The organism is Spirosoma harenae, from assembly GCF_054776975.1.
The window spans coordinates 185,221-206,245 of the sequence record NZ_BAAHBD010000030.1 but is presented as its reverse complement, the minus strand read 5'-3'; the positions used below and the strand labels follow the sequence as shown (position 1 = coordinate 206,245).

The 21,025-nt window shown below is 48.0% G+C and carries 15 protein-coding genes and 1 pseudogene; 6 read left to right on the top strand and 10 right to left on the bottom strand.

What is annotated here, in order from left to right; genetic code table 11:
- Nucleotides 1-1,353, top strand: coding sequence for a sodium:solute symporter family transporter (locus ACYVE4_RS27580; protein WP_461043633.1), 1,353 nt, complete (start codon nt 1-3; stop codon nt 1,351-1,353).
- Nucleotides 1,346-2,203 carry a metallophosphoesterase family protein gene (locus tag ACYVE4_RS27575; RefSeq protein ID WP_461043632.1) on the top strand — a complete coding sequence of 286 codons (858 nt, stop codon included), beginning with the start codon at nt 1,346-1,348 and terminating at the stop codon, nt 2,201-2,203. Before ACYVE4_RS27580 ends, ACYVE4_RS27575 begins: the two co-directional genes overlap by 8 nt.
- 677 nt (nt 2,204-2,880) lie before the next feature.
- Here the strand turns inward: ACYVE4_RS27575 and ACYVE4_RS27570 are convergent.
- Both ACYVE4_RS27570 and ACYVE4_RS27565 read right to left on the bottom strand, forming a co-directional pair.
- Nucleotides 2,881-4,377, bottom strand: a complete 1,497-nt coding sequence (locus tag ACYVE4_RS27570) for a serine hydrolase (protein WP_461043631.1) — start codon at nt 4,375-4,377, stop codon at nt 2,881-2,883.
- Between the two features lie 68 nt (nt 4,378-4,445).
- Nucleotides 4,446-5,249 carry a helix-turn-helix transcriptional regulator gene (locus ACYVE4_RS27565; RefSeq protein ID WP_461043630.1) on the bottom strand — a complete coding sequence of 268 codons (804 nt, stop codon included), beginning with the start codon at nt 5,247-5,249 and terminating at the stop codon, nt 4,446-4,448.
- A 699-nt stretch (nt 5,250-5,948) separates the two neighbouring features.
- Between ACYVE4_RS27565 and ACYVE4_RS27560 the strand changes: the two genes are divergently transcribed.
- Both ACYVE4_RS27560 and ACYVE4_RS27555 read left to right on the top strand, forming a co-directional pair.
- Complete coding sequence (locus tag ACYVE4_RS27560) at nt 5,949-6,488, top strand: dihydrofolate reductase family protein (RefSeq protein ID WP_461043629.1); 540 nt, start codon at nt 5,949-5,951, stop codon at nt 6,486-6,488.
- Nucleotides 6,489-6,862: 374 nt separating this feature from the next.
- Nucleotides 6,863-7,375: a hypothetical protein gene (locus ACYVE4_RS27555; protein ID WP_461043628.1), complete on the top strand. Its 513-nt coding sequence runs from the start codon at nt 6,863-6,865 to the stop codon at nt 7,373-7,375.
- Between the two features lie 753 nt (nt 7,376-8,128).
- On the opposite strand, the gene ACYVE4_RS27550 is transcribed toward ACYVE4_RS27555, so the two are convergent.
- The 5 genes from ACYVE4_RS27550 to ACYVE4_RS27530 all read right to left on the bottom strand — a co-directional run bounded on the left by ACYVE4_RS27550 (nt 8,129) and on the right by ACYVE4_RS27530 (nt 14,153).
- Nucleotides 8,129-10,564, bottom strand: a complete 2,436-nt coding sequence (locus tag ACYVE4_RS27550; protein WP_461043627.1) for an ABC transporter permease — start codon at nt 10,562-10,564, stop codon at nt 8,129-8,131.
- 576 nt (nt 10,565-11,140) lie between these two features.
- Entirely contained in the window at nt 11,141-11,596 is a 456-nt protein-coding gene (locus tag ACYVE4_RS27545) for a DUF2147 domain-containing protein (protein ID WP_461043626.1), read from the bottom strand.
- Between the two features lie 32 nt (nt 11,597-11,628).
- Entirely contained in the window at nt 11,629-12,621 is a 993-nt protein-coding gene (locus ACYVE4_RS27540; protein ID WP_461043625.1) for an NAD-dependent epimerase/dehydratase family protein, read from the bottom strand.
- A gap of 39 nt (nt 12,622-12,660) precedes the next feature.
- The gene (locus tag ACYVE4_RS27535; RefSeq protein ID WP_461043624.1) at nt 12,661-13,674 is read right to left on the bottom strand and encodes a helix-turn-helix transcriptional regulator; all 1,014 of its coding nucleotides are present in this window, start codon (nt 13,672-13,674) and stop codon (nt 12,661-12,663) included.
- 152 nt (nt 13,675-13,826) lie between these two features.
- The gene (locus tag ACYVE4_RS27530) at nt 13,827-14,153 is read right to left on the bottom strand and encodes a winged helix-turn-helix transcriptional regulator (RefSeq protein ID WP_461043623.1); all 327 of its coding nucleotides are present in this window, start codon (nt 14,151-14,153) and stop codon (nt 13,827-13,829) included.
- A 113-nt stretch (nt 14,154-14,266) separates the two neighbouring features.
- Between ACYVE4_RS27530 and ACYVE4_RS27525 the strand changes: the two genes are divergently transcribed.
- Nucleotides 14,267-15,040: an SDR family oxidoreductase gene (locus ACYVE4_RS27525; RefSeq protein WP_461043622.1), complete on the top strand. Its 774-nt coding sequence runs from the start codon at nt 14,267-14,269 to the stop codon at nt 15,038-15,040.
- A 329-nt stretch (nt 15,041-15,369) separates the two neighbouring features.
- On the opposite strand, the pseudogene ACYVE4_RS27520 reads toward ACYVE4_RS27525, so the two are convergent.
- The 3 genes and pseudogenes from ACYVE4_RS27520 to ACYVE4_RS27510 form a co-directional block, all read right to left on the bottom strand.
- Nucleotides 15,370-15,567, bottom strand: a pseudogene (locus tag ACYVE4_RS27520) (IS3 family transposase); the annotation flags it as partial.
- A 426-nt stretch (nt 15,568-15,993) separates the two neighbouring features.
- Entirely contained in the window at nt 15,994-16,734 is a 741-nt protein-coding gene (locus ACYVE4_RS27515; protein WP_461043621.1) for an IclR family transcriptional regulator, read from the bottom strand.
- 87 nt (nt 16,735-16,821) lie between these two features.
- Entirely contained in the window at nt 16,822-17,592 is a 771-nt protein-coding gene (locus tag ACYVE4_RS27510; protein ID WP_461043620.1) for an SDR family oxidoreductase, read from the bottom strand.
- A gap of 279 nt (nt 17,593-17,871) precedes the next feature.
- Here ACYVE4_RS27510 and ACYVE4_RS27505 point away from each other — a divergent pair, with 279 nt between their 5' ends.
- Complete coding sequence (locus ACYVE4_RS27505; protein ID WP_461043619.1) at nt 17,872-21,012, top strand: SusC/RagA family TonB-linked outer membrane protein; 3,141 nt, start codon at nt 17,872-17,874, stop codon at nt 21,010-21,012.
- The last annotated feature ends 13 nt before the right edge of the window (nt 21,013-21,025 follow it).

Below are 21,025 nucleotides of genomic sequence, written 5' to 3'. Positions count from 1 at the left end.
ATGACCACAACCCTGTTGCAGTGGGGGCTGGTGCTGGCTTCCAGCATTACATTATTTTTCGTATCACCCCTGGCTCGTACGGCACCCGAATTTTTCCGGGGTGCCCGCAATGAGCGAACGCCAAACACCATTTTCCTGACGAGTAGTCTGGTCATTTCGTGGCTTTTCGCCAAATCGATCACCAATGCTGCCAACCTGGGTCACAGTTTTGGATTGGTAGGTGGCGTGGCCTATGCGGGCTATTATCTGTCATTTCTGGTAGCGGGGTTTGTGATCGTATCGATGCGCAATAAGGGCGGGTACCGGAGCATCCATCACTTTCTGGAGTCGAAATTTGGCGCGAGTGCGGTGGTGGTCTTTACGCTCCTTATCATGATTCGGCTCTATAACGAAATCTGGTCGAACACTATCGTGATTGGCTCGTACTTCGGGGCACAGGGCTCTGCTGATTACTACGTTGCCATTCTGGTGTTTACACTGCTCACGCTCGCTTATACGCTCAAAGGCGGTATGAGTAGTTCGATCATGACTGATGTGATTCAGCTGTCGCTTTTTTTGGTGCTGCTTACGGTGATTCTGGGCTTCATTTTACCTCAGTATGGCGGGAGTCTGACACCGTTTGTAAACAGTGGCCGCTGGGAACTGAATCAGGGCGTCGATCTGCTTTTGGTGGCGCTGGTACAGTGTTTCAGTTATCCCTTCCATGACCCTGTGTTGACCGACCGGGGCTTTATCTCCGACACGCGCACCACGCGGAGGGCCTACATTTGGGCGGCCGTTATTGGCTCGCTTTGTATCGTCTTCTTTAGCTTCGTAGGTGTATTCGCCAAACTCAATAGCCTGATGGGCGAAGCACCAGTGGCCGTAGCAAAGTATTTTGGCGTGCCGATGCTGCTGCTAATGAACCTCATTATGGTAACCTCAGCCTCATCGACGCTAGACTCAGCCATGGCGTCGTTCTCCAAACTCATCAGTATCGACTTAAGCCGGGCCACTGTGCCGAGCGTTACCAAAGGACGATGGGCCATGGTCGTGCTGACGGTGCTGGGTACCATTCCCGTCTTTTTCGATCCGGCTATCCTGTCGGCCACTACCATTAGCGGTACGTTGGTGCTTGGGCTAGCTCCCGTTTTTTTGTGTTGGAACGTTCAGGTGCCGCGCCTGGCGTTTCATCTGTCGGTGGTGGGCGGATTGCTACTGGGTGGCTTTCTAACGTTTTTTCCCTTGCCCGAATCATTCCGACTGGGCGATGGGAAATACGGATCGCTGCTTAGCGTGAACCTGATCACTACAGCCTTCTGTTTTCTCGTTTTCGCAGGCAGCGCGCTGTTTCAACCCAAAAGCCATGACTGATACGAATCGCTCTGATAACCAAGACCTCGGTATACGCAGCGGTAAACTGCTTGTATTTGGAGGGCCTTATTCTAATTTGCAGTCGCTGGAAGCCCTAAAAACGATTGCCGGTCAGTTTCAGATTCCGCCCGACAATATTATCTGTACGGGCGATATTGTGGGTTACTGCGCCCAGCCTGAGGAGTCGGTACAGTTCGTGAAAAACTGGGGCATTCAGGCCATTCAGGGCAACGTAGAGCAGAATATTATTCGGGGTGAAGATGACTGCGGTTGTAACTTTACGGAAGGTGGTCGGTGTGATCTGTTCTCCCGCACCTGGTTTCCGTATGCGGTTCAGACGCTTTCAGCGAAATCCGTCGACTGGCTGCGTACGTTGCCGCTTCAACTGTCTTTTCGGTACGCGGATAAGTCGGTAACCGTATTGCACGGAGCCGCCACTGGCATCGCTGATTTTGTGTTCGCATCGACGCCCTGGTCGATGAAAGAAAAAACTTTTGCGATTACCGGAGCCGACATAATACTGGCCGGTCACGCCGGACTACCCTTTACCGACAAGCAAGTGTCTGATGCTGGTATCGACCGTTACTGGCTCAACGCCGGGGTAATCGGTATGCCTGCCAATGACGGTACGTCCCGCGTATGGTACCTGCTGCTCGACGACACGGCCGGTTTATTTACGTATAGCTTTCATGCCTTTACCTACGACAACCTGACGGCTCATCAGGCAATGATCGACAACCGGCTCCCCGATTCCTACGCTCAGACACTCTTGACGGGCATCTGGGACAACTGCGAGATTTTACCGGACGCCGAGAAGGCGCTACAAGGCCGCGCCATTACGTTGCATTAGAACGATAAAAGCGGGTGATTAGGTAGTTTTTCCGTTTCGTACCGGTACGCCGGCACGGGGCAGTGGCCTGCCGTAAAATCCGTCACTGACTACAATGCATGATTAGCTTAACCAGTAGTACGAAAATGCAACGTTGATTAGTGGGGTGGCAATTTGAGATTGCAGCCAACTTCTATAGACAGCGTGTTTGGATAGTGCATGTTGTCTCGGAGAAACCGGCGTTTGGTGAGATGTGAAATTGCATACTTAAGCATATCAGAATTATGCTGAACTTTTGTGAATCCTACTACTAGACAGTTCCCTAATCACAGCCTGTATTAATATTTATTAACTGGCTCAACTCACACGCAGATCATCGCTTTTACCAAACTTGTCCTATGGTGAAAGAAATTAAAGCGATAAGCCTGCTGAGATTAATCCTGTTGGGTAAACGGGCTTATGCGCAACGATATTCAGTAATCTACAAGGACTCAAGCTGGCGAATTGATAGTGAGTGTTAATCAGGGCGTTCGTGAGACTGGCGAAAATACCCCCATTCCTGGAGCATACTCGATTAAAAGGAGATGCTGAATTGGTGCGTGCAACTGTTTACCAATCAAACCAGAGGAATAATCCAGGCTCATCGGCAAGTAACAATTGATGGACAATAAACCATCTAAACTAAGACTAGGCTGGTATTACCTTGCTTCCAGATCAGCCAGCGCTCTTCTGGCCTGCTCAGCTTTTGGGTTTAGTTGCAGCGTTTTCCTGTATATTTTGATGGCCTCCTGTCTTTTGCCGAGTGCAGTCAGAACGGTGGCGTAGCTGTCATAGACATTACTACTGGCGGGAAACAAAACGGTATTCAGCCGCAGAAGCTCCATGCCCTGCTTTTTAAAGCCGTTATAGAACATGCCTAATCCTGTCAAATTCATTTCGCGCTCATCCAGGTAAAAGCGGGCCGTATCGGTCCTGATGGCATGATAGGTAGTCCACGCTTTGTCAATGCCGCTCTTTATCAGTATGCGGCTGAACTCGTTGGCGATGGATCGTTTATCGGTTTGAGCATTACCCCCATTTAGTACATACAGCAGGCTCATAGCAGTGGTATGGGTACTGCGGTGGGTAACATTATTTAAAACGATAACCGTCTGATTTTTGGTAACATTTCGAATAAACATCGTTACCGCACCGGGCTCTCCACCGCTATGAAACACGACTTTACCCAACGTGGTATCTTTGAGCACACACCATCCGAGTCCCTGATAGGCGCTGGTGTTTTTCCAACCGTTAGAGGCCAGTTCGCCATTGGTAAGCTTGGTGGGTTTGAACACTTCATCGAGGGAGGTCTTGGTAAGGAGCGATCCCCGGTATAAAGCGCGGTCAAAGTTCAGCAGATCGCTCGTTGTGCTAAATACATTGCCCATACCAATCAACCCATTCAGGTGCAACAGTTCTATATGGTTTTGTGGCAGAGAATCAGCTCGTTGTAGTATCCATGGGGCAAAATTCAGATAATCGTAACCAACTGTTTTATCAGGCTCACTGATCGGTATCAGCGGGGTCGAAAGGTAGGAATGTAACATATTGGCCGGTATAAAGATGTGTTGCTTGAGGTAGTCCTGAAAGCGAAGCTTACTGACCCGTTCAACAACTAAGGCCAGAAGATTATAACCGCTATTAGAATAGCTCCAACGTTCTCCCGGCGCAAAGCGATAGGCATCAGGGGCGTTGTTGATAGCGGCAGGAATATCACTGATCTCAAACACTTTGCTGGTATCCCGAGCATACGGTTTCTCCAGTATCTGATAATCGGCCAGACCCGAGGTGTGCGTTAACAGATGACGGATTGTGATGACCTTGTTGTTAAGTTCGGGAATATACTTTTGTACCGGATCGTCCAGTTTCAGCCAGTGTTTGTCTTTTAACTGCAAAATTGCTACCGAGGTAAACAATTTTGACACCGAGGCCAGCTGAAACGAAGAGTTTTGATTGTTTGGCCTACCGGTACGCGTATTGGCTAAACCAATGGACCGCTCGTATAGTACGTTTCCTTTCTCCGCCAGGAGGATATTGCCCGATAATTCATAATCCGCTACCCGTCTGGAAATAAGGCTATCGATCAGCGCAAGACGATGTTGTCCGGTTGCCTGAATGTAACTAAAAAGCACAAGCAGAATAACTAGCTTCCACATAGATTTACCTGTTTACTACAATGAATAGCCAAAAGTAGGTGGCCCTGCCCGAAGAAAATTGGACAGAATTAGCGTACCATCCGGAGCAAGAAGTGTTTTGGCGGGTAGCCGGTGGCTTCCCGAAAGGCTCTGATGAAATGACTCTGGTCAAAAAAAGCACAGGTATACGCAATTTCAGTCAGCGATTTATGAGAAGAATTCATCATCTGCAGTGCCCGCTCTACTTTAATTCCCCGTCGGTATTCGCCCAGGTTACAACCGAAATAGCGCCTAAAATATTTGGATACGGTTACCGGATGTATGTCAGCCGCTGACGCAATTTGTTGCAGGGATAGTTCTTTATCCCAATTATCTGATAGCAGTTGCTCTACCAGCGGCACCCACCCAGGCGTTGGTTTTCGGATGGCATTTACTTGAGGCTGGAGGCTGCTGAGAATCAAATCGTGGATGTTGTCGATCAGCGCCTTGTCAGGGAAGTGAAGCTCTTTAACTAATTTAAGCATCAGCAGGGATGCGCCGGGCGTTTGGGTTAACTTACTGAAATTGGCCTCCGTCAGAGCGTAGCGAACAAAGAATGGCGGTTCTATTTCCAAATTAATGTTTTTACCAACGCTACTGACCAGCCTTGTTTGATGTTCTTCGCCAGCATGAATAAAAGAGAATTGTTCGATCGTGTCATTTAGACCGGCATGGGACTTTCTTCGAACAACCATTTGGCCGACAAGTCCTAAACTCAAATGGGCATTCTGATGGGTATGCATGAAGCTTACCGACTCATCGCGGATGTAGTCCGTCAAGCCTATGAGCAACCCGTTGGCAGAGCGTATGCCGCTTACGGCGCCCTGGTACTCCCCAGGTTGTAAAATCACCATTGATGACTGCCAATAAAGCGAACCGGTTGGACTTGCCAGGTTAGGATGAAGAGGAAGCAGGGAATGGTTTTCACAAATAAAAAATGTTCCTGTTTGCGAATGTGGGTGAGATGCCGACTTATTGTCTAAATCTGTTTAGCTTGAGTTGGCCGTCTATAGGCTTACAGCTTGTGATGGGCTAGGTCATAAATGATTATGAGTAAGGAATACTTCAACTTCTGTAGAACAAATGCCTTGCCAGTACCTAGAGAGGTAATTTATTTCTTTGACTATCAGCTTGTTAATCGGTATTTATGCAAGAAGGTTGGTGTCCAAAAATGGACAAGAAATGTATGTTTTCGGACATCATTACTCGTTTGGGGCCCTGAATTTTATAGTTGCGACGCCTAATCTGGGTTGCCCGCATCTTGATTGGTATTTTCCTCCAGCTTACTATTTTCGCCTAAACGGCTTTCTCACAAAAGCTGATTTTCCTCTCTATCCGACCCAAACCATAGCTCACCATTTTCGATCAACGACCTTATTTTTCGCTAAACGGTGAACACCGATATATGGGGTTGTGTACCGACAAAACGATGGAGCGTACTGACTGGGGGCTACTTTTGAGCCTTTGTTATGCAGAACTAAGTGAACCCTAAAACAACGGGTACGGCTTGACCAAGCATGCGCTGGGGCTGCTCTTTTATAAATTCATCGACTATGCGATCGCTAATTGCCGTTGAGTACCTATCCTTAGACGGGGTGATGGAAAATCCAGCCTGGACAGCCCCTTATTTTAATGACGAAGTCAGTGTCTTTCAACGCCAGCAACTCTTCGCCAGCGATGGCTTGGTGTTGGGTCGGGTGACTTATCAAGGTATGGCGGCCGCCTGGCCATCCGTAACGGATACAGATGGATTTTCCGAGCGGATCAACGCCTTACCCAAGTATGTGGCTTCAGCTAGTTTGCAGCAGACTGAGTGGAATGCTCAGCTGCTGAAGGGTGATGTGGTAGAGGCCGTTAATGCGCTCAAACGCCAGTCCGGTCAGAATTTATTACTATACGGCAGCGGCCAGTTGGTGAATGCGCTCATGGCCCACCAGTTAATTGATGAATACCATCTGCTGGTTCATCCGCTGGTGCTGGGTGGGGGAAAACAGCTTTTTACGGGTGGAAGTCAAGTAGCCCTTCGCCTGGTAGCCTCTCGCATAACCCAAACGGGGGTAGCTCTGCTCACTTACCGCCCCCAACAAGTCTAACCCACTTGAGAGCTGGGTTGAAGGGGTTGTTTTCAACGGCTGAACGAATCCATTTACGACAAGCAGTTGCCTGGAACCGAAGGCTGGGGTTCAGACCCCAGCCTTCGGCTGGCCTAGCTATCCCCCCGCAACCTCTCAGCTTGAAACAATATTTCCTCACACTATGGCACTAAAGGTAGCCCTCTCTGACCTACCGCTGTTGCAGGGCCGCGCTGCTTTGGCAGGACAGCCACTGGGGAGGGTCGGTATTGAGTTTACAACTCGTTAAACAAACACCATCATATATATAATTCTGGGAGCCACAGGCCACGTTGGCTCGGCCGTTGCTTAAGCCTTGCTAGACCAAGAGGAGCCGGTTACCGTGATCACGCACAATGCCCAAAAAGGGAAGCCTGGCAGCAAAGGGGGCTATTGTCGCTATCGTGGATGTATACGACACCGAGTCGTTGCGGGCGGTTTTCCAGCAGGGCCAACGACTGTTTGCGCTCAACCCACCGGCACCGGTCACAACTAATACCACGCAAGAAGAACGTAAGCGTGTTCAATCCATTCTGGCAGCCGTCGCCGATTCTGGTCTCGAAAGAATCGTTGTTGAATCGACCTACGGTGCGCAGCCAGGCGATCAGATGAGCGATCTAGGTGTGCTATATGGCAGATGGGACAGATGGCCTGTCTTGCTTTCTAAATTAAGTCAGTTGCTGAGTCAGGATTACGACTTTTCAGCTGAATTAACGACGATGCAGGCACCGACCCTGCTCGTCTATGCCGATGGCGATTCGGTTCGTACCGCTCATGTGGTGGGGATCGCAATGCGGGCTGGGCTGGCAGCGGCCGAGGGCAGGCTCACTTGCCATCCTATCGGATCAGACCCATTATACCATTTTTAGTTCAGCCGCCTTAGCCACCACGGTCAAGGCCTATGTGAGGGAATAACTTTTGGGAAGCGATACAGGACAAAACCTTCTTGCAGCTGTTCTGCTTGTATTGGCAGCAGAAGTTCGCTTGAAAAAAGCAGGAAGACTAAGCTTCCAAAGGTGGTCATTTTGCGGTTATGGAACAATCCGAGCTGTTGGCCGAAACCTCTGGCAGTTTGTGGCTGGATTGTAATCGGTACAATACTATTGCGAAACGCTTTTTTAATGACGAAACTAATAAGTTTGGTTGGCACTTTTGTTACTATGTAAACCAAAGAGTATGAGCGTACAGGGGTTCCAGGTACCTTGCAGGCTTATCGTGAGGATTCCAATTCTGACCTATTCGCTGAGTTGCGCCTGTTTTCGAGTAAGACGATTGATGTTCCCTCGCTCTTCATCGGTGGAATGAGCGATTGAGGTACTTATTTGGCGCCTGGCGTTAAGCTGATGGCAGGCGCAGGGCATTGGCTTCAACAGGAGTAGCCAGTTCAGCTTAGCCAGCTCCTGCTGGCCATTATCAAGGGGCTAGCAGGAGAAAGAAATAAGGGTTTCAGGGAGCGTCCGTTTCTTTAACCAATTTCTCCCAATTCGCTCCAACCTAAGACGAAGAAAGACTTGTGTACCAAAAATTCGGACGTTTCATAAACCATATACAAACCCGTAAAACCCTAAAGTCAAGACCACTATGTGAATAACTTTTGGGTTTGAACATTACTACATTGTCCGTTATTCGGCCCGTAAACTCTTTACAGGATTCATCAGCGCAGCTTTTAGGCTCTGAAAACTCACCGTCAAGATGGCAATGCCAATGGCCAGAAAAGCGGCCACAACAAATACCCACCACGAAATTTCGACGCGGTAGGCGAAGTTGTCGAGCCATCGACTCATGGCGTACCAGGCAATGGGTGATGCAATCAGAATGGCAATGGCGACCCAGGCAATAAATTGTCGCGACAACAGATACAGGATTTCGGCAATACTAGCCCCTAACACTTTACGAATGCCAATTTCCTTGGTGCGTTGCTCGGTTATGAAAACGGCCAGACCAAACAAGCCCAGGCAGGCAATAAAGATGGCCAGAGCGGAAAAGATCGTAGCGATAATACTCGTTTTTTGTTCCGCTTCGTAAAGTCGGGCCAGCCGCTCATCTAAAAACGAATAGTGACAATGGTCCGTTTTTTCGAATCGTTGCCAGGTTTCTTCGATGTAATCTATCGCATGTTTTGTGGCATTGGGCTGAATTCGGACGGTTAAAATACTGGTGGCTTGCCGCACGGGACTAAAGTGAAACACAAGCGGACGAACCTGACGGTGAAGCGATTCATAATTGAAGTCGTTTATAACACCAATGATTTTATAGGTTTTAGAGCCGTTTACATCGACTTCGGTAAGTTCCTGATCTAACGGGTTGTTCGTATTAAACGCTCGCACTGCCGCTTCGTTGATGACCACAGTGGTGCTGTCGGCCAGCCGATCGTTGGAAAAGAAACGTCCGGCTTTAATTGGCACCGCAAACGTTTTTACGAAATCCGCATCAACATCCAGATACTGACTTAAAACGGGATCGGTACCCGACCGTTTTCCGGCCAAATAAGCACTTCCCGGAATACCGTTTGCAAATAATAGGGATGAGTTGCTGACCGATAGGATGGCTGGATTTTTCAATAACTCAGCTTTAAATGGTTTGAGTTTATCGCCCAGTGCTGCCCCATTGTTGATTGAGAGTAAGTGCTCTTTGTTGAATCCAAGGTCTTTATGCTGAAGATACCCTAATTGGTTTCGGATGATGATCATACCCAGAATCAGGGTAATCGATATCGAGAACTGGGTAATCACCAACAGACTACGTAAGGAGGATTTCCGTTTTTGTACGCCCGATTTTAATACCTCGACGGGCCGAAAAGACGATAGAAAAAAGGCTGGATAACTTCCCGCCAGCAGGCCTACGATGAGCGTAAAAGCAATCAGCGTTGGCAGGGTATACGCATTGGTAAAAAGTGATAGTGTCAACTGCCGACCTGCGATCTGGTTAAAGCTGGGAAGCATGAGTTGTATTAAAAACAACGCCACAATAACCGAAAGACCAGTCAGCAATAGGGATTCGGTCGTAAACTGCCCCATTAGTTTTAGGCGACTCGAACCAATGGCTTTTCGGACGCCTACTTCTTTGGCGCGCTTCTCGGAACGGGCTGTCGATAGGTTGACGAAATTGATGACGGCAATCAGAAGAATAAATAAGGCCACCACCGAGAAAATAGACACATACACACTGTCGCCAATTCGGGCATTACCCCACTCGGTATTGGGGTCAATGTTGTATTGCCGTTTTGCGTGCAGATAAATGGATAATAACGGTTGCATGCGATACTCAAATACATTGCCGTTAGCCAGAAATTGCTGCATAGAAATACCCAGTGCTTTTTCGAGCTCTGGCCCTAAACGGTCGAGAACCGCTTGCTGCATTTTGCGCTCGACCCGTGTAGGATCTGCCCCCTCTTTGAGAACAATGTAGGTCGAGTAATTCCCTTGAAGCCAGTTTTGTTGATTGACTTGGGGATAGGTCGACATCGACAACAGGAAATCGCAACGGAAATGCGACTTATCGGGAAAGTCTTTCATGACACCCGTAATCAGATACGAGTTTGTTTCGTCGACCAGAAACGATTTTCCCGTCGGATTTTCCTGCCCGAAGTACTTGCGGGCCATGGTTTGGGTCAGGACAATGCTGTTCGGATTTTTGAGCGCATTCGCTGGATTACCGTGAACGAAAGGTAGGGTAAATACATCGAAATAGGTAGAATCGGCCGTGTAGATACTATTTTCTCTGAATACTTTGTCTTTATAGCGCAAATCGTGTACGCCAAAGTAGCCGATACGGGTTTGCGTGAGCACTTCAGGGAGCATCTGCACCAGTGTAGGGCCAGCCGGAGGTGCCGTCTTGGCATTGCTGGCTTCTTCGTCGTTAATCGAACTGTGAACGTAAAGCCGATAGGTCTGGCTGGCTTTTTTATTGAAGGCGTCGAAGTTTAGCTCATCGAGAATGAATAGGAACAAAATAATGGAACAGGCAATCCCCAACGCAAGTCCGGTGATATTGATGAGCGAAAAGCTCTTGTTGTTGACCAGGTTACGGTAAGCTATTTTGAGGTAATTCTGTAGCATAGCAGGACCAGTGAAAAAGCAGATGCATATCGTTTTTTGATAGCCTGGCTTGGCCAGGCGTGGTCGGGATACCGCCCCCCCGCACCGGGGGACCGGTCATTACGGGGCGGTTCAATGGGTCGAGGGTTCATCCGTTGCGTTCACCCTCCCAGAAAAGCCCATTTCATGGTTTTGTTATTTACTCGTGTAATTCTAAACAAATAAAAGACCAATTGTCTATACCAGCTCTGGTTTGCGTCTGACGCGGTTTTGACAGATTGCTTATCAGCTAATTGTCCGAAACTGGACACCCGATGTACCTAAAACGGACGAAAATTGAAGGAGATAATTAAATGCGTACCGTTGAACGATGAGCTACCTATGGTGGATTGCCTACCATAAGTTACCCTAGGTTTTTTGTGCTCTCCATTTAAATTAACGTGAACTATGAGATTGACAGCCTTTAAACGACTGCTTATCAGGCTGTCAATCTCATAGTTCACGTTAAAATTAAGTGTATTGCGAAAGCAATTACCAGGATAGGCAGTTTTATGTTCCTCGACATAGACGTACCGATGCAATCGCAACTCCATCTCCTCAATCGGCTCTTGTCCAGGTCGACGTTTGGCCTAAGCCCATCCAGGCTGCACCAATATAGCCTCTGACGGCTAAGGTATTCGGACCTCTTAAGGTCATCCTACAGCGGTACGTTTTGCCACTGCGGCCGTCGTAGATCGTGCCATTCTCCCAGGTATCTTGCCCGTCGAACGTAAAGTGCTGCATTAACGTCATACCCATCACTGGGCGCGTGCGCAACTGGCTATCCGGATTCTTCTCATCCGTTTTCGGCCGTCCCTGGGCGTCGTTAGGTTCTTTCAACCACACAATCCGACCCAAGTACTCGGCACCCTGTTTAACAATCGCAATTTTGGCTTCTCGTTCCTGGTTGAGCCAAGTACCCACAACAGCCTCTGAGGGCGTCTGGGCCAAGGCAGTGGAATTCAGAATAGCAACGAGCAGCCAGGACTTCACTACAAGCAAGATGGTTTTCATGGGGTAAGTAAGTTATGCTTTACAGATTTGAACTACCTCATTTCTCGAAGTCCCTGCTGAACAGAAATAAGGTTCTTGAAGCCTAACACACGCCGGATTTTAGCGTCGGAAACAAGGAAGGGTAACCCAAGCGTGTTAACCATGCCCGGAAACAAAGGCGGATGGCCCCGTCGGCGGAAAGTCCGCCAGAACCACGCCATGACTTGGGCCATTGCCCTGGCTACAACCAGGGGTACTGAGCGGTCCGGTGCTTTGATGCCCTGCGTCGCCAGCATAGCCGTCAGAAATTGCTTGAACTGTAATTTCTCACCATCGGTCACGAAGAACACCTCCCCGCCGATTGCGCTTTCTGCCGCTAAGATGAGCGCGTGACAAACGTTGCGAACGTGGCTGGTAACGAAGAGATGCTTCCCTCCCCCGATGAACGCTAGCTGCCCCTTCTGAGCCGCTTCGACGATTTGTGGGAGAGCCGACGTGTCACCTTTACCCCAAATAAGCGGAGGCCGAATGGCTACTGTTTCCATTGATGGCGAGTTAGCTTGTAGCACCCGCTGTTCCGCCACCAGTTTGGTCTTTGAATAGCCGTCTATGATGTGGTTAGACACGAACCGCTCATCGGCATCGACAATAGGGCGACCGTCCATGATGACCGACGCTGCACTCAAATACACAAACTTGGGAACCCCAGCAAGCTGGGCGGCTTTCAGCATGTTTTCGGTACCGGTAACATGGTCGGCCCACAGTGCCTGCTCGTCGGCCCAGAAGTCGACCGAAGCCGCCAGATGAAACACAGTGTCGCAGCCCACCATTCCAGCCTGCGTTGCAGGCTGGTTCTGTAGATCGCCTTGGATTGGGATAGCACCCAGTTGGCGGACAAAGTCGGCGGTTTTGGTGGATCGGGCCAGCGCTTTAACCGCGTAGCCCTTTTCCAGCAGCATGGCGATCAGGTTTTTACCCACAAATCCCGACCCGCCCATGACGAAAGCTGTTTTCATAGCACAATTGCGTTTGGTAGTACGACACAAACTTATTGGCTATTTTGGCCCACAAATAACCCTAAACGGTCAGTTACTAACCGATTCAGGCTGGGAAAAGCGTTTATTCTTGATCGTTCGGAGAAAATCGCGGGGCTTGAGAGCGAAATGCTTTTGAAAAGCTTCGGCAAAGTGAGTCATGTTGGTGTAACCCACCTGGTAGCCTACCTCCGAAACACTGAACTGCCGGGACGTTAGCAGTTGACGGGCGCGCTCCATGCGTGCAACTAGCTGATATTGGTAAACGCTGCGGCCAAATAGTCGCGGAAAAAGTCGTTTGAGCTTGCTTTCGCTGAACCCAACCATTGCCGCCAAATCTGTCTGCAACACCGTTTCGTTCAGGTGAGTAAGTAGGTAGTTGCGCACCGTGAACAGCTTCTGTATATCCTGTTCAAACATACCGCGCGTGTCGGCTGCTGACTGGCGTTGCAGCACTTTGTTCAAAATAGCCGTCCATACGTCCAGCGTCAACGTATATTTCGTCAGCTTATTCAGTTCCGATTCACTCGCTGTAGGACTAGTAAAAAGTTGCTGGAGTTGCGATTGCATCGGTAGGTCCATGTCGAGGAACATAAAACTGCCAAAGGATGGCACTAGCTTGGCCCGCTGCTCAAGGGATACTAATTGCTCAAATGTGGCTTCAGTGAAGGTTATCGCCACAAACCGCAGTAGACGGTTTTGCGCATTCTGTTGTCGAATCTGATTGGCGGGTGCGTAGTAGAAAATCCCGTTAGGCGACTGCTGATTGATAGCGAACGTTTCACCGTCGATGGTTTTCTCAACCCCTTCTTCGGAGAGATTGATGAACAGACAATACACCCCGCTGTTTGCTGGGTTGATGGTTTCAAACGAAATAGATTGGCTTAACCGCAGTTGATAGACATTCACCGTAAGCCCGAGGGGAAAGTAGTAAGCCTGGACATACCCATTGCCGACGTGGGCCGGGCAGTCGAGTCGGTCAGGTGCCGTAAGCGGTGAACTTAGTTGCTCAGCTAATGCTTGAACCTGCGTTTTCTGGGCGTCGAGTGTTAAAGTCAAGTGCATAAGGCAACGCAGATAAACGGCTTATTAATGACTAGCTATCTATACTAAGTCAACGGACCGATGATCCTTATAAGTAAAGCTGAGCAAAAAATAGAACGTAGGTTACGGACTAGCGTTGACAGCTACAAAAAATCAGCCAAGTAAACTTGTCGTCAGCCAACGTATTCAAGTCCCCATTTATATAATTCATTAATGATTGGCTCTAATTTTTCACCTTTTGTCGTCAGCGTATATTCTACAGTAGGCGGCACGGTGGCAAAAATCTTTCTAGTGACAATCCCATTTGTTTCCATATTCTTCAATTCCTTGACCAACATTCGGGTGTTGATGCCTGGCACAAGTCGCTCTAATTCGCTGAAACGCTTCGTGCCAGTGAATAAAGCATAAATAATCGACATCGACCATTTTCCGCCTATTACCCCCAAAATTTCCTGAAGCGCACATCGTTCATCATTTTTTTTAATGTTTTTATCAGCCATAAGTAGTTGACTTTGTTTAAGGCTTTACTTTCTGTTATTACTGTACAAACGTGTTACTACTTTCAAAAGTAAAGTATTAAATTTTACTTTGCAACTCATTTCTAATCAACACGATGGATACAACATTGCAAGGTCAGGTCGCTTTAGTGACAGGAGGAACAAAAGGCATTGGCAAGGCCATTGCCGATAAATTAAGTAGTAAAGGTGCTCAAGTAGTAGTTACTGCACGAACTGCACCTGAAGGAAACATAAACGGACATCACTTCATCGCTGCTGACATCACTCAACCTGGAAACGCAGAAACTATTGCCAAGGAGATTCTGGAAAAATACGGTAGAATAGATATTATCGTCAATAACGCAGGTGCTAACTTGAGTCCTGGCGGTGGTTTCGAAACCCTTTCGGACGAACACTGGTATAATGACTGGGAATTAAATTTTTTGTCGGTAACCCGCATTAATAAATCACTATTGCCTGCCATGATAAGGCAAAAAAGCGGTGTAATCATCAATATTTCTACGGGTGCCTCAAAACAGCCGATTTGGGAGATGACCATGTCTTATTCTTCAGCAAAAGCAGCCTTGAATGCTTACAGCAAAGCCTTAGCGAATGAATTAGGCTCAAAAGGAATACGGGTAAATGTCGTTTCACCAGGTGTAGTCAAAACGCCGTTAATGCTGGATTTCATTGACAATATAGCGAAGTCGTCAAATAGTGCCGTTGATGAAGCTTTTCAAGCGGTCATGGACAAAGTAGGTGTACCGGTGGGCAGGATGGCAGAGCCGGAGGAAATTGCTAACCTTGTAGCCTTTTTGGCGTCTTCGGAAGCGACGTATATTACCGGAATTAATTATTCGGTAGATGGCGGTGCTTTACCTACAATTTAAAAATTATTATCTTTAGAGAGGTGCTAACAAAGGCATTCCAGAATTTACCCGCTGATAGCGGGTAATCTTTTTTATATCTCACCTATGAAAGTAAATTTGTTATTACAGATCTTATCAGAATAAGCATGTGTACTGTTCGTATATAGTAAGCAAAATTGCACGGAGGCTTTTTCAATTTTAGCAAAGGCTCATAAAAGAGACAATGTTTATTTGTATGGCTTACCGCTTGCATTGACGGCTTTTCAACTAGGACCTGCCCAATAGTTGCGAAAATGACGCCCCATTAAGTAGGTATCCTTGGAATTGCAATGGTTCACTGGAGGAATTTTTCAAGCAGCCATTGAGCTGGTGAAAAAATAAGATTCACATTGAAAAGGAGTTTGGGAATCGAGCGTTGAATGGTTCCGACGACGATTATACCAACCCTCAATGTAGTCAAATGTGGCTAACTTTGCCTGGTGGCGTGTTTCAAAATTAATAGGATTAACCATCCCACATTTTAGCGTTTTGAAAAAGCTCTCGGCCCCGGCATTGTCCCATCAATTACCTTTTCGGCCGCACGGGTGGCCCCGTCATACTTTACAAGACAGGTAACTCCTTTAATTGATCCCGAAACTCAATGCAGGCGTACTGTACACCCCGATCAGACCGGGTCGCCCTTTAGGTTTGTGGGCTGGTAAGAAACCAAGAATTGGTAGCTTGCTAGCAGTCAACCAGAGTAGGGATAACCTAACGGGTCGCCGAGGAGAAAAATAGGACAAAAGTTATGGCTCACCTCTTGCTTAATCCATAGAAATTGTGGTGCCATTGATTAATGCCCATAAATTTATAAATATTCAATAATGTGTTCATAAATCAGGGCCTCCATTTCATCTAAGTAAAGGTTTTGAGACGTGCCAAAGGCAACTGGCTTGGCGCTCTACGTTAATTTTATTTTCTGCGCATACAACTAGTTAAGACAAGGAAAGTCGCCGGCTAATCAACTGGGCTGCCGATCGTAATTCAGCTTCTATTTCCTTTTTTCGGTCATCGCTGAATCGAATTTCGGGTAAAAAAATGCTTAAACTAGCGATCACCTGATTGTGCCGACGAACGGGAACGGCTAAGCCGATAATGTGCGTTTTCGACCGCGTAACGCATAGCTCATGGGCTTGAATCAATAGTAATTCGGCGTCTAATCCTTCGGACGTAGTGGCTTCGGGCCAAATATCTGGACCAGGATACCCGATGACATTAAGTAAGCTTTCCCGCTCTCTGACAGGCATAAAGGCTAGCAAAAGCCGCCCTGATGCGGTTTCATAAATGTTCCGTTCGGTGCGGCTTCGTACCTGGAGATCCTGATCGCTATTGACTAAATGAACAATGAATCGTTTCTGATTGCGCAAAACTCCCAGAATGGACGTTTCGTTGAGTCGGTGGGTCAGGTCTTCCATAATATCCTTAGCCACCAGTACCAGGTCCTGGCTATAGGATAGATTATTAGTCAGATTATACGCCATCGGCCCTAATCGGTACCCCTTCTTGCGCCCCAGGTGTTCCAGATAGTTTTTTTCAACCAGTGTTTTTAAAATGTTCACACAGGTTGCCTGATTCATTTGCATCGTTTCGGCAATCTCCGTGAGCGAGTGCGCCCGGCCAGGGTCCTGGGCAACAAGCTCCAGAATATCCAATGCTTTTACAACAACTAATACCATATTGATGTGGAGTTATTTATATAGTGTGCTTAATAGCGCAGAGAAAGTCTGGCAGGTGTATTACAATTCGTACATCCATCCCGCTTATTATCGGCCCATCCAGCCGCCGTCAACCGTAATCACAGTGCCGTGAACGTAGCGGGAGGCTTCGGAAGCAAGAAAAACGGTAATGCCTTTAAAATCATCGGGTTCTCCCCAACGCCCAGCCGGTATACGAGCCAAAATACTTTGGCTACGTTCAGTATCCTGGCGTAACGCTTCGGTATTATCGGTTGCGATGTAGCCCGGTGCAATCGCATTTACATTGACATTTTTTGCCGCCCATTCATTGGCAAACGCTTTTACCAGACTGCCAATAGCACCTTTACTGGCCGCGTAGCCCGGTACATTGATACCGCCCTGAAATGTCAGTAAAGATGCCGTGAATATAATCTTGCCCGAACCGCGCTCAACCATACCCCGGCCAATTTCGCGGGTCAGAATAAAAGGGGCGTTCAGGTTGGTATTGATCACTGTATCCCAATAGTCGTCGGGGTGTTCAGCGGCTGGTTTTCGTAGAATGGTTCCGGCATTATTTACCAGAATGTCAACGACCACACCATCTGTCTTCAAGGCTTCCAGAAAGGTGTAGACACCAGACCGATCACTTAAGTCGGCCTGATAGGCCCGAAACGAACGACCCACTTTCTGCACGTCCTGCTCAACCGCACTGCCTTCGCGTTCGAGTGATGCCGATACACCGATTATGTCAGCGCCTGCCTCGGCTAAGGCAACGGCCATCGCCCGGCCAATGCCTCGTTTACAACCCGTAACTAACGCTGTCTTACCTGATAAATCAAAAGCTTGCAAAATGCTCATACTGTATCATTGTGATAGTAAATGCAAGATTACATGATTAAAGTGAAATTACAAAGTAGAGAAAGCAGTATAAGACAGCTTATTTGGACTTTTCTAAGCATAAACCGAGGCTAATAAGAGCCAAAATAGTCTTGATTATAACTTTTCTAGTAGCCGAGTAAATGAGAATAGTTCTATAAAAAAAATAATAAGTGAAAAAAGTTGACAAATAGCCCATTGAGACATAGTATTGCATTGATAAATATTAATTTATCAATGATAAATAATAACTAAACTCTCATGTATAACCTTTCAATCTATCGAAGTCGAGCCTGGCTGTTAGGATTGAGCTGGCTTCTGACAATAAGCCAATTACTAGGTCAATCCAACAACACGGTGACAGGGCGAATAGCCGATGAATCGGGGCAACCCTTACCTGGTGTTACAGTACTGGTCAAGAATACCGCATCGGCGGACCGTAGCAACGGTACTACCACCGACGCCAAAGGGGATTATCGACTATCGGTACCGGTTGGAAATGCGACGCTGGTTATCTCGTATGTTGGGTACACAAGCCAGGAAGTTGCGGTTAATAATCGATCAGTTATTAATGTTCAGTTAGCACCCGACAATAAAGCGCTGAACGAAGTCGTCGTGATCGGCTACGGCACGCAGCAGAAAAAAGACCTGACCGGGGCAGTGGCTTCGGTAACGGCAAAAGACATTCAGCGCCTGCCTGTTTCGGGATTGGATCAGGCCTTGCAGGGGCAGGTTCCAGGCTTGCAGATTTCCTCCACATCGGGTGCGCCGGGCGGTAATACCAATATTCTGGTACGGGGTATCGGCTCAGTGTCAGGTGGGAACGACCCGTTGTTTGTCGTTGATGGATTCCCAATCAACAATGCTGGTGTGGGTAATCCGCTGAATACCATCAATCCAGGGGATATCGAATCCATTGAAGTGTTGAAAGATGCATCCGCTACCGCCATTTACGGATCGCGTGGTTCGAATGGCGTTGTTATTGTAACGACCAAGCGGGGCAAATCGGGGAAAGCGCAGATTACGGTCGATGCGTACGCCGGGGTTCAGGAACCTGCCCGGCTGTTGAAAATGATGAACACCCGGCAATTTGCTGAATTCGTCATCGAAGGCCATAACAACGGCTGGCTCGATAATGGCGGTCCCAACGCCAAAATCACCGATCCGAACAGCGTCCGTTCTACTTCTTACCGGATACCGGAAGAATGGCAGGATCTGAACAATCTGCCGAAAGTAGATACTGACTGGCAAAAGGTTATTTTCCGGACGGCTCCCATTCAGAATTATCAGATCAGCGCCACGGGCGGCAATGATAAGCTGCGCTACGCTATGTCGGGTGGATACTTCAATCAGAAAGGAATCCTGATCAGTTCGGGTTTCGAGCGGTACTCCGCCCGCATCAATTTGGACGGCCAACTGACGCCCCGTTTAAAGGTCAGCATGAATCTGGCGCCTACGTATACGGCTACCGATAATGTACCATCAACGGGTCACTACAGTGATTTCAATATTGTGGCCGAGGCTTTATCTATGCCGCCGATGATTCCGGTTTACAATCCAGACGGTACGTATGGCAATACCAATGCATTGACAAACGTAGGAATGGGAGCTATTCCGAATCCGGTTCAAACCGCTAATGAATATAAAAGCACCAATTCACAATTCAGAATACTGGGTAATCTGTTTGGTGAATACGAAATTATCGATGGCCTGAAGTTCAAAGTCAGCGTGGGAACGGACTTTAACTACTTCACCACGAATTCATTTAAACCGTCTACGTTATCAACGAGCGCTTCTATATCACCGGCAACGGCTAGTATCGTCAACTCTTCGGATGTGAACTGGCTGAACGAAAATACGCTCAATTACCGACGAAATTTTGGGTCTCATTCCATTGATGCGCTGGGTGGCTTCACCATCCAAAAATCAACCGGAACCGCAACGACGACGAATGCCACCAATTTCGCCGACGATCTGCTCGAAAACATTAATGGTGGCCAGATTACAGGAGGAAGCTATAGTGTAGGGCAATGGTCGCTGATGTCGTATTTAGGCCGGGTCAATTATGCGTATAACGACCGCTATTTAGTAACAGCGACTGTTCGTTCGGATGGTTCATCCCGATTTGGTTCGGCGAACCGCTGGGGAACGTTCCCTTCGTTCTCGGTCGGCTGGCGCTTGTCGGAAGAGCCGTTTTTGAAAAGCCTGAATATATTCGATGATTTCAAGATCCGGGCGGGTTATGGTCTTTCCGGTAACAATTCCATTGGCAACTATCGCTATTTGGGTCTACTGTCGGCCACCAATTATGTGCTGGGTAATACCCAGGTTCCGGGCCTGGCGCAGGCTAGTTTTACCAATAACAATCTAGGTTGGGAGACTAGCAAACAGGTGGATATTGGGTTGGATCTGGCCTTTTTTAACGGCCGTCTGCAATTCACCGGCGATTATTATAACCGACGTAACACGGACATGCTTCTGAATAAGGCCATTCCGTCGACAACGGGCTATACCTCGGCCTGGGTCAATATCGGCGAACTGGAAAATAAAGGCGTTGAATTGGCCTTATCAGGCAAGCCCTTTGCCACGCGTGATTTCAACTGGACGAGCAGTTTTAACATCACTTTCAACCGCAACAAAGTGCTACGTCTCGGTACGGAGGGCGAACAACTCTTCTCCGACGGTGGCCGGGGCGATGTCAGCATTACGCAGGTGGGGCAGCCTATTGGTAGTTTCTATGGCCATCAGGTCGAAGGCATTTTCACCACGCAGGAACAGTTGGCTACGCATGCCAAGCAAACGGGGGCTAAGCTCGGCGATTTCATGTACAAAGACATTGACGGAAACGGAGTAATCAGCGACGCCGACCGGACCATTCTGGGAAATCCTCAGGCCAGAGCCTACTACGGTTTCAATAATACGTTCACGTACAAAAACTGGTCATTAAACATTCTGATGAATGGGGTTCAGGGCAAAGACGTATTCTGGGCCGGAGCTGTCTTCGTGCGTGGGTATCACGGTGTACAGAATAACCTCGCCGAAGTAATCGAGAATTACTACAAATCGCCTTCGCAACCCGGCGATGGCAACTCGCCCCGCATCATTCGTGGAGCCCTGAACAATAACCTGCGCTACAGTTCTTTTTTCAACTTCGACGGCTCCTATCTGCGCATTCGTAACGTAACACTGAACTACAATTTACCGCAGAATCTGGCCAAACGGATTGGTATGCAAGGCGGCCGGATTTATTTGACTACTAATAATTTATACACGTTCACGAAATATCCCGGCTACGATCCTGAGATCAGCAACTCGGGCGACAACATGCTGGCTTCCGGCATTGATTATCTGGGTTATCCGCCCGCTCGTTCTTATACGCTCGGTTTAAGTCTCACCTTCTAGCCAGCTCATTTAT

Coding starts and splice junctions, on each gene's coding strand:
- ACYVE4_RS27560 (WP_461043629.1), top strand. CDS start 5,949: ATGCGATCGCTAATTGCCGTTGAGTACCTATCCTTAGACGGGGTGATG.
- ACYVE4_RS27515 (WP_461043621.1), bottom strand. CDS start 16,734: ATGGTATTAGTTGTTGTAAAAGCATTGGATATTCTGGAGCTTGTTGCC.
- ACYVE4_RS27565 (WP_461043630.1), bottom strand. CDS start 5,249: ATGGTGATTTTACAACCTGGGGAGTACCAGGGCGCCGTAAGCGGCATA.
- ACYVE4_RS27570 (WP_461043631.1), bottom strand. CDS start 4,377: ATGTGGAAGCTAGTTATTCTGCTTGTGCTTTTTAGTTACATTCAGGCA.
- ACYVE4_RS27510 (WP_461043620.1), bottom strand. CDS start 17,592: ATGAGCATTTTGCAAGCTTTTGATTTATCAGGTAAGACAGCGTTAGTT.
- ACYVE4_RS27525 (WP_461043622.1), top strand. CDS start 14,267: ATGGATACAACATTGCAAGGTCAGGTCGCTTTAGTGACAGGAGGAACA.
- ACYVE4_RS27505 (WP_461043619.1), top strand. CDS start 17,872: ATGTATAACCTTTCAATCTATCGAAGTCGAGCCTGGCTGTTAGGATTG.
- ACYVE4_RS27535 (WP_461043624.1), bottom strand. CDS start 13,674: ATGCACTTGACTTTAACACTCGACGCCCAGAAAACGCAGGTTCAAGCA.
- ACYVE4_RS27550 (WP_461043627.1), bottom strand. CDS start 10,564: ATGCTACAGAATTACCTCAAAATAGCTTACCGTAACCTGGTCAACAAC.
- ACYVE4_RS27575 (WP_461043632.1), top strand. CDS start 1,346: ATGACTGATACGAATCGCTCTGATAACCAAGACCTCGGTATACGCAGC.
- ACYVE4_RS27545 (WP_461043626.1), bottom strand. CDS start 11,596: ATGAAAACCATCTTGCTTGTAGTGAAGTCCTGGCTGCTCGTTGCTATT.
- ACYVE4_RS27530 (WP_461043623.1), bottom strand. CDS start 14,153: ATGGCTGATAAAAACATTAAAAAAAATGATGAACGATGTGCGCTTCAG.
- ACYVE4_RS27555 (WP_461043628.1), top strand. CDS start 6,863: ATGCCCAAAAAGGGAAGCCTGGCAGCAAAGGGGGCTATTGTCGCTATC.
- ACYVE4_RS27580 (WP_461043633.1), top strand. CDS start 1: ATGACCACAACCCTGTTGCAGTGGGGGCTGGTGCTGGCTTCCAGCATT.